This is a genomic window from Cryobacterium sp. Hz7, from assembly GCF_004402815.1.
In the GTDB taxonomy this organism is placed as follows: Bacteria; Actinomycetota; Actinomycetes; order Actinomycetales; family Microbacteriaceae; genus Cryobacterium; species Cryobacterium sandaracinum.
Window position 1 is genome coordinate 36581 of sequence record NZ_SOFB01000058.1, and the last position, 14623, is coordinate 51203.

General features: G+C 69.3%; 16 protein-coding genes. 3 read left to right on the forward strand and 13 right to left on the reverse strand.

Annotated elements, in window-relative coordinates:
* Nucleotides 1–2: 2 nt before the first annotated feature.
* From E3N86_RS15895 to E3N86_RS15915, 5 genes are all read right to left on the reverse strand, one after another.
* Nucleotides 3–1022: a metal ABC transporter substrate-binding protein gene (locus E3N86_RS15895; protein ID WP_198412275.1), complete on the reverse strand. Its 1020-nt coding sequence runs from the start codon at nucleotides 1020–1022 to the stop codon at nucleotides 3–5.
* Between the two features lie 74 nt (nucleotides 1023–1096).
* The gene (locus E3N86_RS15900; RefSeq protein WP_134375329.1) at nucleotides 1097–2473 is read right to left on the reverse strand and encodes a dihydrolipoamide acetyltransferase family protein; all 1377 of its coding nucleotides are present in this window, start codon (nucleotides 2471–2473) and stop codon (nucleotides 1097–1099) included.
* A 51-nt stretch (nucleotides 2474–2524) separates the two neighbouring features.
* Nucleotides 2525–3484 (reverse strand): alpha-ketoacid dehydrogenase subunit beta, encoded by a 960-nt coding sequence (locus E3N86_RS15905; protein WP_233191201.1) that lies wholly within the window; start codon nucleotides 3482–3484, stop codon nucleotides 2525–2527.
* A gap of 119 nt (nucleotides 3485–3603) precedes the next feature.
* The gene (locus E3N86_RS15910) at nucleotides 3604–4695 is read right to left on the reverse strand and encodes a thiamine pyrophosphate-dependent dehydrogenase E1 component subunit alpha (RefSeq protein WP_134416192.1); all 1092 of its coding nucleotides are present in this window, start codon (nucleotides 4693–4695) and stop codon (nucleotides 3604–3606) included.
* 40 nt (nucleotides 4696–4735) lie between these two features.
* Complete coding sequence (locus tag E3N86_RS15915; RefSeq protein ID WP_134375327.1) at nucleotides 4736–5839, reverse strand: histidinol-phosphate transaminase; 1104 nt, start codon at nucleotides 5837–5839, stop codon at nucleotides 4736–4738.
* A 99-nt stretch (nucleotides 5840–5938) separates the two neighbouring features.
* On the opposite strand from E3N86_RS15915, the gene E3N86_RS15920 reads away from it, so the two are divergent.
* Nucleotides 5939–6331, forward strand: coding sequence for a phage holin family protein (locus E3N86_RS15920; protein WP_104099761.1), 393 nt, complete (start codon nucleotides 5939–5941; stop codon nucleotides 6329–6331).
* 18 nt (nucleotides 6332–6349) lie between these two features.
* Here the strand turns inward: E3N86_RS15920 and E3N86_RS15925 are convergent, their stop codons facing one another.
* Together E3N86_RS15925 and E3N86_RS15930 are read right to left on the reverse strand one after the other, a co-directional pair.
* Entirely contained in the window at nucleotides 6350–7852 is a 1503-nt protein-coding gene (locus E3N86_RS15925) for a hypothetical protein (protein ID WP_134512271.1), read from the reverse strand.
* On the reverse strand, nucleotides 7849–8214 hold the full coding sequence (locus tag E3N86_RS15930) for a hypothetical protein (protein WP_134512272.1): 366 nt from the start codon (nucleotides 8212–8214) through the stop codon (nucleotides 7849–7851). The genes E3N86_RS15925 and E3N86_RS15930 overlap by 4 nt, the downstream gene beginning before the upstream one ends.
* Before the next feature lie 141 nt (nucleotides 8215–8355).
* Here E3N86_RS15930 and E3N86_RS15935 point away from each other — a divergent pair, with 141 nt between their 5' ends.
* Nucleotides 8356–8883 (forward strand): low molecular weight protein-tyrosine-phosphatase, encoded by a 528-nt coding sequence (locus tag E3N86_RS15935; RefSeq protein ID WP_104099783.1) that lies wholly within the window; start codon nucleotides 8356–8358, stop codon nucleotides 8881–8883.
* Nucleotides 8880–10262 (forward strand): adenylosuccinate lyase, encoded by a 1383-nt coding sequence (gene purB / locus E3N86_RS15940; protein ID WP_134375321.1) that lies wholly within the window; start codon nucleotides 8880–8882, stop codon nucleotides 10260–10262. Before E3N86_RS15935 ends, purB begins: the two co-directional genes overlap by 4 nt.
* Nucleotides 10263–10374: 112 nt before the next feature.
* Here the strand turns inward: purB and E3N86_RS15945 are convergent, their stop codons facing one another.
* The 6 genes from E3N86_RS15945 to E3N86_RS15970 all read right to left on the reverse strand — a co-directional run bounded on the left by E3N86_RS15945 (nucleotide 10375) and on the right by E3N86_RS15970 (nucleotide 14608).
* Nucleotides 10375–10629 carry a hypothetical protein gene (locus E3N86_RS15945; RefSeq protein ID WP_104099765.1) on the reverse strand — a complete coding sequence of 85 codons (255 nt, stop codon included), beginning with the start codon at nucleotides 10627–10629 and terminating at the stop codon, nucleotides 10375–10377.
* Nucleotides 10626–11225: an HdeD family acid-resistance protein gene (locus tag E3N86_RS15950; protein WP_104099766.1), complete on the reverse strand. Its 600-nt coding sequence runs from the start codon at nucleotides 11223–11225 to the stop codon at nucleotides 10626–10628. Before E3N86_RS15950 ends, E3N86_RS15945 begins: the two co-directional genes overlap by 4 nt.
* An 87-nt stretch (nucleotides 11226–11312) precedes the next feature.
* Nucleotides 11313–12575, reverse strand: coding sequence for a Dyp-type peroxidase (locus tag E3N86_RS15955; RefSeq protein ID WP_370295554.1), 1263 nt, complete (start codon nucleotides 12573–12575; stop codon nucleotides 11313–11315).
* Complete coding sequence (locus tag E3N86_RS15960; protein ID WP_134375319.1) at nucleotides 12572–13117, reverse strand: copper chaperone PCu(A)C; 546 nt, start codon at nucleotides 13115–13117, stop codon at nucleotides 12572–12574. Before E3N86_RS15960 ends, E3N86_RS15955 begins: the two co-directional genes overlap by 4 nt.
* A gap of 70 nt (nucleotides 13118–13187) precedes the next feature.
* Complete coding sequence (locus tag E3N86_RS15965) at nucleotides 13188–13781, reverse strand: copper resistance protein CopC (protein ID WP_134375317.1); 594 nt, start codon at nucleotides 13779–13781, stop codon at nucleotides 13188–13190.
* A gap of 215 nt (nucleotides 13782–13996) precedes the next feature.
* Complete coding sequence (locus tag E3N86_RS15970) at nucleotides 13997–14608, reverse strand: hypothetical protein (protein ID WP_134512273.1); 612 nt, start codon at nucleotides 14606–14608, stop codon at nucleotides 13997–13999.
* Nucleotides 14609–14623 lie beyond the last annotated feature (15 nt).

Sequence of the window (14623 nt, forward strand, 5' to 3'; positions counted from 1 at the left end):
AACTATCGCAGGTCTGCGGGCACCGCGGTGGGCTCGGCTCCCCAGGATTCGAGGATCAGGCCGACGTTGTGCAGCTGCGAACTGATGTAGGTGGCGCCGTCACTGTGCCGCGCACCGAGGGAGTCGCTGTAGAGCGCGTCCTCCCCCGAGTACACGCTGACGCCGGCCTCGCCGGCGATGGTGTCGGCGGCCTTCGGGCTGATCGAGGCCTCGGAGAAGACCGCCTTGACCCCGGTGGCCGTGATGGCGTCGACGAGTTCGTCGATCGCGGCGGCGCTGGGCTCGGCGTTGTCATCGAAGCTCGGGATGATGGAGCCGACGTAGGTGATGCCGTAGGCCTCGGTGAAGTAGCCGAATGCGTCGTGGTTGCTCACGAGCAGGCGCTGCTCGGCGGGCACGGCGTCGATGTTGGTACGGATCCAGTCGTCGAGCTCGGCCAGCCGGCCGGTGTAGGCGGTCGCGTTGGCCTCGACGTCCGGGGCCAGGTCCGGCTGGGCATCACTGAGGCCCGTGGCGATGGTGACGGCCATGGTCTCGGCATTGGACACGTCGGTCCAGATGTGCGGGTTGCCGCCCTGGTGGGAGTGCTCGGCGTCATCCGTCGCGGCCTTGTCGTCGGCGTGGTCCTCTTCGCCGGCTGCGATGTCCTGGATCTCGATGCCCTCGTCGGAGTCGATCGTCACGCCGTCGAAACCGCTGGCGCTGATTGCGTCGTCGAGCCACTCCTCGAGGCCGACCCCATTGATCACGAGCACATCGGCCTCACCGAGGGCTGTCAAGTCGGCCACGGACGGATCATAGCTGTGCGCGCTCTGGTTGGGCTGGATGAGCTGGGTCACTACTACGCCCGCGGTGTCGCCGACGACGTTGCGGGTGAGGTCCGCCACCTGGGTGGTCGTCGCGACCACCTTGAGGTCGCCGGCGGCGGCGCCATCCGCCGAACCGCCGGTCGGAGTGCAGCCGACCATGGTCAGCGAGGCAACGGCGGCCAGGGCGGTGAGGACGAATCGATTGTTGATCACAGGGCCGACGTTACGCCTAATGATAATGATTGTCAACATCAATAAGAGCCGCCGCCGGGATCTCCTCCGGGACCTTACTCGAGCAGCAGCGCGGGCTCCTCAATGATGCTCGCGACATCCGCCAGGAAGCGGCTCGCGACATCCCCATCGACCACGCGATGGTCGAAGCTCGCGCCGATGGTCGTCACCTGACGCACCCGCACCTCGCCGTCGACGACCCACGGTTTGGGCTTGATCGTTCCGAGGGCCACGATGCCGGCCTCGCCGGAGTTGAGGATGGGCGTGCCGGTATCCATGCCGAAGACACCGATATTGGTGATCGTGATCGTGCCGTTCGACATCTCCGCCGGCGAGGTCTTGCCGTCCCGCGCGGTGAGCGTGAGCTTCTCAAGGGCGCGGGCCAGTTCAAGCAGGCTCATGTCCTGCGCTTCCTTCACATTGGGCACGATGAGCCCACGGGGGGTGGCCGCGGCGATGCCCAGGTTCACGTAGTGCTTGATCACGATTTCCTCGTCGGTGAAAACCGAGTTGACCGTGGGGTTGCGCCGCACGGCCCAGATCATGGCTTTGGCCATGATCAGCATCGGGGACACGCGCACGCCCGCGAAGTCGGTGGACGCCTTGAGCCGCTTGACGAACTCCATGGTGCGGGTGGCGTCCACGTCGACGAAGAGGCTCACGTGCGGTGCGGTGAAGGCGCTGGAGGCCATGGCCTGGGCGATGGCCTTGCGCACGCCTTTGACCGGGACGCGCTCCTCACGGTCGCTGGGCCATTCCGGCGTCTGGATGTTGCGGAACACGCTGGCCTGGGTGGCCTCCCGCAGCACGTCCTCGCGGGTGACGTCGCCGACCGGGCCGGTCGCCTCGACCAGGGACAAGTCCACACCGAGGTCCTTGGCCAGCTTGCGGATCGGCGGCTTGGCGACGACGGGGCCCGCGGATGCCGCGCGCGGCAGGTGCGGGAGCTGCGAAGTGGCCGGGCGCGTGGGGTGCACGGGCGGCGGCGCGATCGACTCGTGGGCGACGGGGGTGACCCCGTGGCGCTTGCGCCGGGTGGGCATGGTCGCCGCGGCGCCGCGCCCGACCAGGACCGCGCCCGGCGTCTCGGCCGGCTCGTCCGTGATGGTGGAGCCGGCATCCGCTGCCGCGCTGGCCAGCTCGCCCGCGCGGTTCGCGATCGCACTGCTCGACGCAGACGCGACGGCGACGGTCTCGGCCACGATGGTGATGATGACCGTTCCGACGTCGACGGTCGTGCCGGGTTTCACCAGGATCTCCCCGACCACGCCGACGTACGGCGACGGCAGCTCGACGAGCGACTTCGCGGTCTCGATCTCGACCAGCACCTGGTTGATCGACACGGTGTCGCCGGGCGCCACCTTCCACTCCACGATTTCGGCCTCGGTGAGACCCTCGCCGACGTCGGGCAGTGTGAATTTCGACACGCTCATCGAGTACGCTCCTTGCGATTGGTGAGGCGAGAAGCCCTGGTGCGACTCATATCAGTAGGAGAGGGCGCGGTCGACGGCCTCGAGCACGCGGTCCGGGCTGGGCAGGAAGTGCGTCTCGACGGCGGCCGGCGGGAACGGGGTGTCGAAACCGGAGACGCGCAGCACGGGAGCCTCGAGCAGGTAGAAGGCCTTCTCCATGACGGTCGCGGCGATCTCCGATCCGACGCTGACGAAGCCGTGGGCCTCCTGGGCGACGACCAGATGCCCGGTCTTCTCGACCGACGCGAGGATGGGACCGTAGTCGATCGGCGAGATTGAACGCAGGTCGATGACCTCGACGCTGGTTCCCTCCGCCGCCGCGAGATCCGCCGCCTGCAGCAGGACGCTGACCATGGCGCCGTGGCCGACGACCGTCGCATCCGTGCCGCTGCGTACCACGCGGCTGGCGTGCAGGGGCGTGCCGCTCTCGGCAAGGTTCACCTCACCCTTGGGCCAGTAGCGGCTCTTGGGCTCGAAGAAGATGACCGGGTCGTCGGAGGCGATGGCCTCCTGCAACATCCAGTAGGCGTCGTGCGGGTTCGACGGGCTGACCACGCGCAGGCCCGGCGTGTGCGCGAAGTACGTCTCCGGGCTCTCCTGGTGGTGCTCGATCGACCCGATGTGGCCGCCGTAGGGGATGCGGATCACGACGGGCATGGAGACCTCACCCTCGTGCCGGTTGCGCATCCGCGCCAGCTGGCTGGTGATCTGGTCAAAGCCGGGGAAGACGAACCCGTCGAACTGGATCTCGCAGACCGGGCGGTAGCCGCGCAGGGCCAGGCCGATGGCCGTACCGATGATGCCGGACTCGGCCAGCGGGGTGTCGAGCACGCGCTTGTCGCCGAATTCGGCGATCAGACCCTCGGTGACGCGGAAGACCCCGCCCAGCGGGCCGATGTCCTCGCCCATCATCAGCACCCGGGGGTTGTCGCGCATGGCCTGGCGCAGGCCCGCGTTGAGGGCCTTCGTCATGGGCAGGTTCGCCGTTCCGGTGCCGGGAATGGCCCGCTTGGCGGCGGCCGGGTGTTCCGGGGTCGGCATCGCGGTGGTCGGTGTGGCGAGGCCGGTGGTGCTCGTCACGATCGTGTCGCTCACGCGTCGCCTCCTTCGAAGGATGCCTCGTAGTGGTCGAGCCAGGCCTTCTGTTCCTGGATCAGCGGGTGGGGTTCGGCGTAGACGTTGTCGAAGATGACAGCCTTCTCCGGGGAGTGGATGTCGAGGGCCCGGCGGCGCACATCCGCGGCGTAGTCGTCGGCCTCCACGTCGACGGCGTCGAGGAACTCCTGCTCGACGCCCAGGCCCTGCAGGTAGCTGCGGAAGCGCACGATCGGGTCGCGGGCCACCCAGTAGGCCAGCTGCTCCGGGTCGCGGTACTTGGTGGGGTCGTCGGCCGTGGTGTGGGCACCGACTCGGTAGGTCAGGGCCTCGATCAGGGCGGGGCCGTGGCCGGCGCGGGCGTCGTCGAGGTGCTTGGCCGTCACCGCGAAACTGGCGAGCACGTCGTTGCCGTCGATCTGGGTGCCGGGCATGCCGAAGCCGGCGGCACGCAGGTAGAGCGGAGTGCGGGACTGCCGGGTCACGGGCACTGAGATGGCCCAGTGGTTGTTCTGCAGGAAGAAGACCTGCGGGGTCTGGTAGCTGGCGGCGAAGACGAGCGCCTCGTTGGCGTCGCCCTGCGACGAAGCTCCATCGCCGTAGTACACGATGACGGCCTGGTCGGTCTCGGGATTGCCGGTCGCGGTCGCGCCGTCGAGCTGCATGCCCATCGCGTAGCCCGTGGCGTGCAGGGTCTGCGAGGCCAGCACAAGGGTGTACAGGTGGAAGTTGCCGTGGTCCTCGGGAGTCCAGCCGCCGAGGGTGACACCGCGCAGCATCCGCAGGATATCGACGGGGTCGAGTCCGCGGATCATGCCGACAACGTGCTCGCGATAGGACGGGAACACGTGGTCCTGCGGCCGGGTTGCGTAGGCGGAGCCGACCTGGGCGGCCTCCTGGCCGTGGCTGGGCACCCAGAGGGCCAGCTGGCCCTGCCGCTGCAGGTTCGCGGCCTCGGTGTCGAACCGGCGCACCACCACCATGTCGCGGTAGAACCGCCGATGGTCGGCCTCGGTCAGTCGATCGAGGTAGGGCAGGAACTCGGCCGCGGAATCGCTCGGGGCGAAGACACCCTCCGGGGAGAGCATTCGCACCGTGGGAGAGGCACTCGGGGTCGCTGACACCGTACTAACCTAGCCCTCGGGCAGGGTGCCCCGTTGGTAGATCGTCAACAATGTCGGCGCAAATACCCAGGAGCTTCTCCACGGATTCTTCCTCACCGATCGAAATTCGGATGCCCTCGGGGAACGGGCGCACGATCAGGCCGACGGCCGACAGGACATCGGCGATGTCGGCGGTGTCCTCGGCGGTGGGCAGCCAGATGAAGTTTCCCTGAGGCACCGGAATGTTCCAGCCCTGCTCGCTCAGCAGGCGCCAGACCCGGTCGCGCCGCTCGGTCAGGGCACGCACCCGCCGCAGCAGCTGGTCGGCGGCGTCGAGAGAGGCGATCGCGGCCGCGCCGGCAACACCTGTGACCGAGAGCGGGATCGCGGTGGACCTCGCCGCATCGAGCACGGCGACGGGACCGAGGGCGTAGCCGACGCGCAGGCCGGCCAGGCCGTAGGCCTTGGAGAAAGTGCGCAGCACGACCAGGTTCGGGAACCGGGACAGCAGTGGCAGGCCGGTGACCGCCTCGGGGTCGGTGACGAACTCGCAGTAGGCCTCATCGAGGATGACGAGGAGGTCCGGCGGGACGACGGCCATGAACGATTCGAACTCGTCGCCCGTGACGGCAGTCCCGGTCGGATTGTTCGGGCTGCAGATGATGACGACGCGGGTATGGTCCGTGATGCGGGTGGCCATCTCGGGCAGGTCGTGGCCATGGTCGGCCCGGTTCGGAACCTGCACGCTCGTGGCACCGGCGACGGTGACCAGACCGGGGTAGGCCTCGAAGGAGCGCCACGAGTAGAGCACCTCGTCACCCGGTCCCGCGGCGGCGAGGATGAGCTGGGCCAGGAGGGCCACGGAGCCGGCACCGATGTGCACCTCGTCGACGCTCAGGCCGAACTGCGTGGCCAGCCGTTCGCGCAGGGCCAGCGCCGAGGCATCCGGGTACCGGTTGTACGCGGTCTCGGCGTTCACGGCGGCGATGACGCCGGGCAGCGGATCGAAGGGGTTCTCGTTGCTCGAGAGTTTGAACGCGCTGGCTGCGGCAGCTTGACCCTGCCGATAGGCCGGGAGGGCGACAATCTCGGGGCGCAGGCGGACCGAGGGCGGGTCTGATGGGCTCACTCGGCGATTCTACGCCGCGGCATATTCACGTGGCCGCATGGTTAGGCCCGGGGCTGGCCCATCCGTGCGACCAGTCACCGGCGATGCCATAGTGGAGTCATGGCCAGATTCCTGATCAAGCTGATCCTCAACTCCGTCGCCCTGTGGCTCACGACCCTGCTCGTCAGCGGGGTGCGGGTCGATCCGTTCGCCGAGGGCACGACCGCCCTGATCGCCACCTATCTGTTGGTCGCGCTGGTCTTCGGCCTCGTCAACAGTGTGATCGGCGGCTTCGTGCGGGTTGTCGCGTTCCCGGTCTACATCCTCACGCTCGGCCTGATTTCCTTGATCGTGAATGGTTTCCTGCTGATGATCGTGGCCTGGTTCTCGGGCCTGGTCGGCTTCGGGCTCGTGGTGGACGATTTCTGGTGGGGTGTGCTCGGCGCACTCGTGCTGGGCATCATCAGCTGGATTCTCGGCGTGCTGATCCGACCGGTCACCCCCCGCTCGTAGCGATCTCCAGCCGTCGGGTCAGCCGTCGGCCAGGCGGAAGCCCCGCCACCGGGAGGACTCGCCAGCTTCCCTGCCGAGGATCTTCCCGAGGGTCTCCCGGAACTCCTGTAATCGTGGTTCCTCGGAGCCGTCCATGAGCCGCCCGGTCTCCCAGTAGGTGGTGAGGGCGTGAGCCGGCAGCGGCCGGTCGACCGGCACCTCCGTCTCAGCGAACACCTCGCGGCGCACCACCAGGCGCTCATCGTCGCCGGTGGCCGTTCCCCCCAGGGCAGGGACAAGGTCGTCGGTGTGCTCGACCATGACGGCCTCCACGTCTGCGGGCAGGGCCACTTGGGCGGTGAGTCCCCCAAAGGTCGCCACCGCGACGGTGTTGAAGTCCCCGGACGCCGCGAGCTGCGCCGCGACCAACCCGCCCTGCGAGTGACCCACCGGAACCACCGGGTCGCCCGGCGCCACCCCGGCCTCCCGCAGGGCATCGACGACCGCCCGATAGGAGCCGGAGCCCTGGTCGGCGAGGGCGACGAGGTTGGAGGTGAGGTCCCACGGTTGTTCACCGGCGACCGGACTCCACGCCGCGGTGCCGCCGATGTAGACCACCCAGGATGCGTCGTCCGGACCGCCATAACGCTCGATGCGCACCTGCGGGGCGTCCTCCGACACCGAGGGGATGCGGGCAGCCAGGTCCTCGAAGCCGGCCGGCGGAGCGACGGGTCGGCCGGGGAGAGCGGCGCCGGGCCGCGCGGCACCCGCAGGCGGCGGGCCGAGGGGGCGGGTCCCACCGTCGAGCCGCTCCACCGACACGGGAGTCTCGCGCAGCAGGCCGAGGGGGCGGGCGAGCCCGACCAGGCCCGCCGCGGTCGTCGTGACACCGAGCAGGCCGAGGCCCTCGTCGCCGAGGGCCAGTGACACCGGGAACGGCACCCCGGCACGACCGGTGGCCGCGTCGTCGGCCGAGGAGACGATCACCCGCACCGCCTCGACCAGGACCGGGTTGGTCAGGGCCCGCGGATGCGCGTGGACCCAGGCGCCGATCTCGGCGGGCGCGTCTCCCGGACGCCGGCCGGTGAGCAGACCGCCGAGCACCAACCCCACCACGCCGACCGTGAGGCCGGGCACGGCCGCCAGGGCCAGAAGAGGTGCCAGCAGCCCGAGGGTGGAGCCCAGCCAGGCCCCGGAGAGGCTTGCTCCCCAGTCCCGCAGGCGCTCGGCCCTGCCGTAGCCCTCCGCCGCCGCGATGAGAGCGTCGGCGAGGGTCTGGCTGCGCTCCGCGACTCGCTCCAGGGCGGAGCGGGCCGCGAACACGTTCATCCCGGCGTTGGGCAGGCTCATCACCGGACCGAGGGGCTGGTCGGAATCCAGTGCCTGGATGCGCGCCACCCGCACCAGCCAGTCCTCGGCGTCACCCTGAAGCAGCCGCAGCCGCGCCGCCTCGGCCAGCAGCGTGTCGGTGGCGACGAGCGTGCTCCCGCCGCCGGACACGATCAGGGTGTCGCCGGGGCCGCCAGGCTGCTCCCCCGTCATCGCACCGCCCGGGCTGGAGCCGGGCCGGGTGCCAGGGTCGGGATCGGCGCCCGGGCCTCGGCCAGAGCAGCCCCGCCCTGATCGATCGCGGCCACCACCTCGGTGAGAGCGGCGTCGAGGAGCTCGGCGGCTCGGCGGAGTTCGCCGGCGAGGTCGCTGCGCTGACGGTCGTAGTTCCGCTGGGCCTCTGAGCGCCACGAGCCGGTCAGGTCGCCGGCCGTGAGCCGGCCCGCCGCCATGTCGACGTCGTCGCGCAGCAGGCGCAGCAGCATCCGTCGCTGCCGAAGTTCGTCGAGGCGCGCCTCCAGCGCGTAATGAGTCACGATCGTGCAAGTCGAGCTGGTGCCGCCCGGAATCTCCATCTCCGCCCTTCTGCGCGCTGCGGATTCGCTGCCAGTGAGCGTGCCACCCCCGGCAGACGTGGTCGCTATGAATCCGAGAGTTCACGGAACATGCCGCACGACGGCGGCTGGGGAGGGGGCCGGGTGCAACACAATGGGGAGATGGACATTGTGTCGATCACACCCGATGAGTCGACACCGTTCCGCATTATTTTCGTCTGCACCGGGAACATCTGCCGTTCGCCGATGGCCGAAGTCATGCTTCGCGATCTGATCACGCGCTCCGGCCTGGGTCGTTTGATCACCACCAGCTCCGCCGGCACCGGCGACTGGCATGTCGGCGAGCAGGCGGATCAGCGCACGATCGCCGCCCTGGCCACCCGCGGCTACGACGGCAGGCATCATCGGGCCCGCCAGTTCGACCCCGAGTGGTTTGCCGACCTCGACCTCGTCGTGGTGCTCGACCGCGCGCAGGAACGCATCCTTCGCAACTGGGCCACGACCGAGCGTGACCGCAGCAAGGTGCGCCTGCTGCTCAGTTTCGATGCGGCCCAGGCTGCCCTGCTGGACGTTCCCGACCCCTACTATTCCGACGATGCTTTCTTTGACACGGTTCTTGGCATGATTGAAAGCGCAAATGAAGCGCTCTTCGCGCAACTTGCACCCGCAATCCGACAGGGAGTCCGATGAGTCCGTTACCGCCCCAGGTCCTCAGCCCACTCGATGGCCGCTACCGCGCCGCCGTCACCGAACTGGGCGAGTACCTATCCGAGGCAGGCCTCAATCGGGCCCGGGTGCAGGTCGAGGTGGAATGGCTGATCACCCTCACCGACCGCAGCCTGTTCGGCTCCGTACCGCTGAACGCGGAGCAGAAGCTCGGCCTGCGCGCTCTGGTCACCGACTTCGGCCAGACCGAGATCGACGAGCTGGCCGTGCTGGAAGCCACCACCCGGCACGACGTGAAAGCCGTCGAGTACCTCGTGCGCCGCCGCCTGAGCACGCTGGGCCTCGACCACATCAGCGAGCTCACCCACTTCGCCGCCACCAGCGAGGACATAAACAACCTGTCCTACGCGCTGACCGTGAGCGACGCTGTGCGCGAGGTCTGGCTGCCCAAATTCCGCGCCGTCATCGGCGCCCTGCGCCTACGCGCCCTCGAATACCGCGCCGACTCCATGCTGGCCCGCACACACGGCCAGCCGGCGACACCCACCACGGTGGGCAAGGAGCTCGCGGTCTTCGTCTACCGGCTCGAGCGCCTGGCCCAGCAGGTCGAGGACAGCGAGTACCTGGGCAAATTCAGCGGTGCCACCGGCACCTTCGCCGCCCACGTCACGGCCGATCCCGCCGTCGACTGGCCGGCCGTGTCGCGCGGCTTCGTCGAGGGCCTCGGGCTCACCTGGAACCCGCTGACCACCCAGATCGAGCCCCACGACTGGCAGGCCGAGCTCTACTCGCGCGTCTCCCACGCGAACCGGGTGCTGCACAACCTGGCGACGGATGTCTGGACCTACATCTCGCTCGGCTACTTCCGCCAGATCCCGCAGGTCGGGGCCACCGGCTCATCGACCATGCCGCACAAGATCAACCCCATCCGCTTCGAGAACGCGGAGGCCAACCTCGAGCTGTCCAGCGCGATCCTCGACTCGCTCGCGGCGACACTGGTGACCTCGCGGCTGCAGCGCGACCTGACCGACTCCACCACGCAGCGCAACATCGGCGTGGGCTTCGGACACTCCCTGCTCGCCCTCGACAACATCCTGCGCGGCCTCGGCGAAATCGACATCGACCGCGCCATGCTCGCCCGCGACCTCGACGCCAACTGGGAGATCCTCGGCGAGGCGATCCAGACCGTGATCCGCGCCGAGGTGTCGGCGGGGCGCTCTACGATCGAGGACCCCTACGCCCTGCTCAAGGAACTCACCCGGGGCAAGCGGATCAACCGGCACGATCTGGTGGCCTTCGTCACCGAACTGGAGATCGGCGACGCCGCCAAGGCGCGGCTGCTCGATCTGACCCCGGGCAGCTACGTGGGTCTCGCGGACCCGCTTCTCGACTACCTGACCTAGCGGCTGCGCGGGTGCTGCGCCGTTCCGCTGGTGGCGTGCCACGTGCGCAGCAGCGCACCCCACGCGCGGCGTCAGAATGCTCGTGGCGTCGGAGTACGCACGGCGCCTCCGTTCAGAGGCCGCGGTCCTGCTCGTCGAGGTCGGACCTCTCGGCCGGGTTCGGCTTCATGCCGAGCACGAGCATCGCGATCACGACGAGCACGAGGATGAACGTGCCGCCGAAGCCGATCAACGCCAGCACCACGTCCCGGGTGCTCATCAGCACGACCAGGCCGAGGAACACGGCCATCACGGCCGAGAAGCCGACGAGTTCGATCGGCTTGAGCTTCTCGGAACGGCTGGGCGTGCGCGGGGTGTTCTGGGTCACAGGGTGTCCGAATCGTTGGGTGAGGCCGTGAGGGCGCGGGCGGCATCCGTGCCGGACCACTTGAGGGAGAACCCGGCGATGGCGAGGTAGACGCCGAGCATCACGAGGTAGGCGCCGAACAGGCCGACCGACACCACTGCGTTGGGCGGCAGCAGCAGGAAGATCACGGCCAGCAGGGCGGTGACGGCGCCGACCAGCAGCCAGTCACGGTCGGCCGGGTCGCGCCGACGCGCACGGATGCCGCTGTACAGCTCGAGAAAACCGGTCACCGCCGCCCAGACCGAGACCAGGAGGAGGAAGAAACCGAGCCCGCCCGCGTGGAAGAGCAGCGCGAGGAGGCCGGCGGCGACACCAACGGCGCCCTGCACCACAAAGAGGGACCGCTCCCGCGGATCGGCCAGCGTGCGCCGGCTGAGCAGACCCACCGTGAGGCCGCTGAGAAGCGCGAAGACGCCGAACACGAGAAGGCCGAATTCCGCCGAATGATCGGCGTTGAAGGTAATCGCGGCCGCCGGCACAAGGGTGAGGGCGGCCCGCAGCACCGGCACCGGCCAGTACCGGCCGGTGGTGGAGTGTGGAGCCTGGGCGTTCGCCACGCGACGACCTCTTTCATTGCGGGTTGAGACGAATACAGTCTACGCGGGCGGTCCTGGCCGCCCGCTGGGCCCCGGTGCGCAGATCGGTCAGAACAGGGTGTCGCCGATGTAGCCGTCCGTTGCGCATCCCGGCGGAATCGCGAACACTGCGGAACCGATCGGGGTGGTCCACTGGTTGAGCAGGTCGAGGGTGTCGAGGCGCTGCTGGATGGGCACGAACTGCGCGTCGACATCCGCCTGGAAAGACGCGAACAGCAGTCCGGAGTTGGAGACGCCGGAACCCTGAGGCGCGTCGTCATAATTGTAGCCGCGGCGGTGGATGCGCTGGGACCGGTCCTCCGACCGGGCGCGACGCAGGTGGGAGTACTCGGGGATGACCGGGAACCCGAGCGCGTTCGTCGCCGTGAAGTCGGGCTCGTCGCGCTCCTTCGTGCCCGTGAGCGGCGCCCCGACGGCGAGAGTGCGTCCGACCGCGGACTCGCGGCCCGAGCGGTCGAGCCCGTCCCACGTGTCGAGGTTCATGCTGATCCGGCGCAGGACGAGGCTGGTTCCACCCACCAGCCAGCCGGGACCGGAGGCCGTGCCCCAGACCAGGGCATTGAAGTCGGCCGTTCCGGCGGACGGGTTCGCGGTGCCGTCCACCTGGCCGAACAGGTTGCGCATGGTGGTGCCGGGCTTCTCCGAACCGGCTGCTCGGCGGAAGCCGGACTGAACCCACCGCACCGACGCGAAGGAGCGCAGGTCCTTCAGAAGCATCCGGGTAGCATGGGCGACCGTCATCGGGTCGTCGGCGGCGATCTGCAGCAGCAGGTCACCGTCGTTCCACTCCGGCTGGAGCCGGTCGATCGTGAACGCGGGCAGGGACCTCAGCCAGCCGGGAGCCTCTCCCCCGGCGACGGCGACGAGGCCGGGCCCGAAGCCGAAGGTGACCGTCAGCCGGGCCGGCACGACGGCCAGCTCGGGTTCCGAGTCGGCCAGGGCGCCCTCGCCCTGGGTGAGCCGGGCGGCATCGTCGGTCAGGATGCGCATCATCCGCCGCAGCGCGGCCCGGTCGATCTGCGCGGGCAGGTTGAGCGCCACGAACGTGACCCGGGCCTGCGGGTCGGTGTCCACCCCGGCCTGGTGCACCCCGAAGAAGGGAACGGCGTCGGTGCCGCGAAAGAGCGGTACCGATGGAGCCGCAGAGCCGCCGATCCCGGCCTTGGCCACGAGGTCGATGCCCATGGCTCCGGCCGCACCGATCCCGGCGGCGGCGGCACCCAGAAGAAGGTGGCGCCGGCTGAGCCGGCGGCCCGACTGCACGGACGATTCGGGCGGTCCACTCCGTTCATTCTCTGTGAGGGAACTCACTGGCTGTCGGTATCCATGTCCATTTCGGTGTCGCCCTCGTATGTTTCGTTGGCCCCGGTGTAGTCCTTCACCGGGGCTGAGAAGTCCAAGCTCGACCCGTCGGCGAGGTCGAGGGTGAAGGCGGCCGCATCGCCGGCGGCGAGCGGGCCGGTGAGCCCCATCAGCATGATGTGGCGGCCGCCAGGGATGAGTTCGATGGAGCCGCCGGCCGGCACCACGAAGCCATCCGGATTCTCCTGCATGACCATGTCGCCGGCGTCGTTGGCCACGGTTTCGTGAAGTTCGATCATCGAGGCTGCGGATGTCTCGGCTGAGACGACCGTGATGTCGTCGGGTCCGGAGTTCTCGAGCAGGCCGAAGGCGCCGGTCATGCCGGACTCGCTCGCCTTGACCCAGGCATCCGTCATGGCCAGGGTGTCGGCCGAGGTGGCGCTGTCGGTCGTCGCCGCGGGTGCCTCGGTCGCGCCGGCGCAGCTCGAGAGGGCCAGCATCAGAGCGGCGGCGGCAACGACGAATCGGGTGGGAACGGTGTTGAGCTTCATGAGGGGTTCTCCTGGTCTGGTGCGTTGGGTGCTCGGGAAACGATGCGGCGTGTCAGGTGCTTCAGGTGCTTCACGGGTTGCCGCGGCGCCTGGCTCGCCAGGCAATGAACAGGGCGACGGCGGCCAGTCCACCGAAGGCACCGAAGAGCCCCACCGCGACCACCGAGAGTCCCGTTCCGTCGGCGGTCTCTTCCGAGGCGGCGGATGTCGCCTCGCCGGACGGGTCCGGCGCCGCGGTTGCACCCGCAGTCGACTGTGATCGAGGCTGGGCCGCGGCGCCCACGGTGAAGGCGAAGGCGCCAGAGACCGGGTGACCGTCGGCGGACACGACCCGCCAGCGCACGTCGTAGGCACCGTCGGGCAGGTCGGCCGCCACCGGCTGGGTGGCCTGCGGCCCGTCGAGCCGCATGTCGCCCTCTGCCCAGTTCTTCTCCTCGGTATCGACAACCATGACGATGGCGCCGACCTCGAGGATGTCGTCCGTGAACGTGATGGCGATCTCGGCGGGAGCGAGGTCGACGTTCGCACCGTCGGCCGGCACGGTCAACGCCACCTGGTCGTGGGCGTCGGCCGCCGGAGCCACCGGGCTGAATATGGACAGAGCGATCACGGCCAGGGTCAGGAAAACGGCGGCTGCCGGGCGTCGCGGTTGGGCAGAAATCATTGAAATCTCCGATTCGTGGAGGGAAGAGATGGGGCGGTGCGACGGCAGATTCACCGGGCACAGACGTGCCGGTGGCCGGGTGCGCAGACGCCGTCGACCTCACCGAGGTCGAACGGAATCACTCGGGCCAGGTGTCAGCGGGTCAGCGGGTCAGCGGGTCGCGCGCAGGGTGCAGCGCATCGGGATCAGAGCGCACGAGTGAGAAGGTCAGAGCCTCACGGTGCCAGGGCGCGCGGGGGCGGACCGCGGCGTAGCGCACTGGAGAGCAGCACGCCGAGATCGGCAGGAACGAAGACCCGGCGGAAAGCAGGGCGCAGCGTCGCCGCATCCGTTCCGATCTGCGCCGGAGCGAGGCGTTCGATCAGGACCGCGATGAGACGGATCGTCGTCTCCTCGAGCAGCGCCCAGAACGTCTTCTCGCCGCGGTACAGGGCGGCGATGGTGACGAGGGCGGCCAAGGCGTGTGCCACCCACATCCAGCCACCAGGCAGGGCGCCGACCGCGTGCATCAGGTGGGGGGTCGCGTCCGCCAGGGTGACGGCTCCGTGATGGGAGGTGCTCGTCATCGTCGCGCTCGAGGCCCCGCCGAGGCCGAACAGAACGTGGAGCAGAAGCTGGCTGACCCCGACGGAGAGGGAGAGACGCAATAGCGACAAGCTTGTGCCGGCCAACAGTACGGACGCGATCCCCGCGAAGGCGAGGGCCAGACCCACGCTGAGCCAGCCGGGAGCGTTGCCGCCGCCGGCGATGTGCGAGAGGGCGGCGACGAAGACGGCGACGGATGCGGTCAGCCAGCCGCGACCGAATCGCGCCCACCTGCTCGTCATGGCTCTCCCTCGCAC

What these genes read in the sequence shown, in the direction of transcription:
- E3N86_RS15900 (WP_134375329.1), bottom strand. Translation starts at nt 2,473, where the DNA reads ATGAGCGTGTCGAAATTCACACTGCCCGACGTCGGCGAGGGTCTCACC.
- E3N86_RS15905 (WP_233191201.1), bottom strand. Translation starts at nt 3,484, where the DNA reads ATGACGAAGGCCCTCAACGCGGGCCTGCGCCAGGCCATGCGCGACAAC.
- E3N86_RS15910 (WP_134416192.1), bottom strand. Translation starts at nt 4,695, where the DNA reads ATGCTCTCCCCGGAGGGTGTCTTCGCCCCGAGCGATTCCGCGGCCGAG.
- E3N86_RS15920 (WP_104099761.1), top strand. Translation starts at nt 5,939, where the DNA reads ATGGCCAGATTCCTGATCAAGCTGATCCTCAACTCCGTCGCCCTGTGG.
- E3N86_RS15925 (WP_134512271.1), bottom strand. Translation starts at nt 7,852, where the DNA reads ATGACGGGGGAGCAGCCTGGCGGCCCCGGCGACACCCTGATCGTGTCC.
- E3N86_RS15930 (WP_134512272.1), bottom strand. Translation starts at nt 8,214, where the DNA reads ATGGAGATTCCGGGCGGCACCAGCTCGACTTGCACGATCGTGACTCAT.
- E3N86_RS15935 (WP_104099783.1), top strand. Translation starts at nt 8,356, where the DNA reads ATGGACATTGTGTCGATCACACCCGATGAGTCGACACCGTTCCGCATT.
- purB (WP_134375321.1), top strand. Translation starts at nt 8,880, where the DNA reads ATGAGTCCGTTACCGCCCCAGGTCCTCAGCCCACTCGATGGCCGCTAC.
- E3N86_RS15960 (WP_134375319.1), bottom strand. Translation starts at nt 13,117, where the DNA reads ATGAAGCTCAACACCGTTCCCACCCGATTCGTCGTTGCCGCCGCCGCT.
- E3N86_RS15965 (WP_134375317.1), bottom strand. Translation starts at nt 13,781, where the DNA reads ATGATTTCTGCCCAACCGCGACGCCCGGCAGCCGCCGTTTTCCTGACC.
- E3N86_RS15970 (WP_134512273.1), bottom strand. Translation starts at nt 14,608, where the DNA reads ATGACGAGCAGGTGGGCGCGATTCGGTCGCGGCTGGCTGACCGCATCC.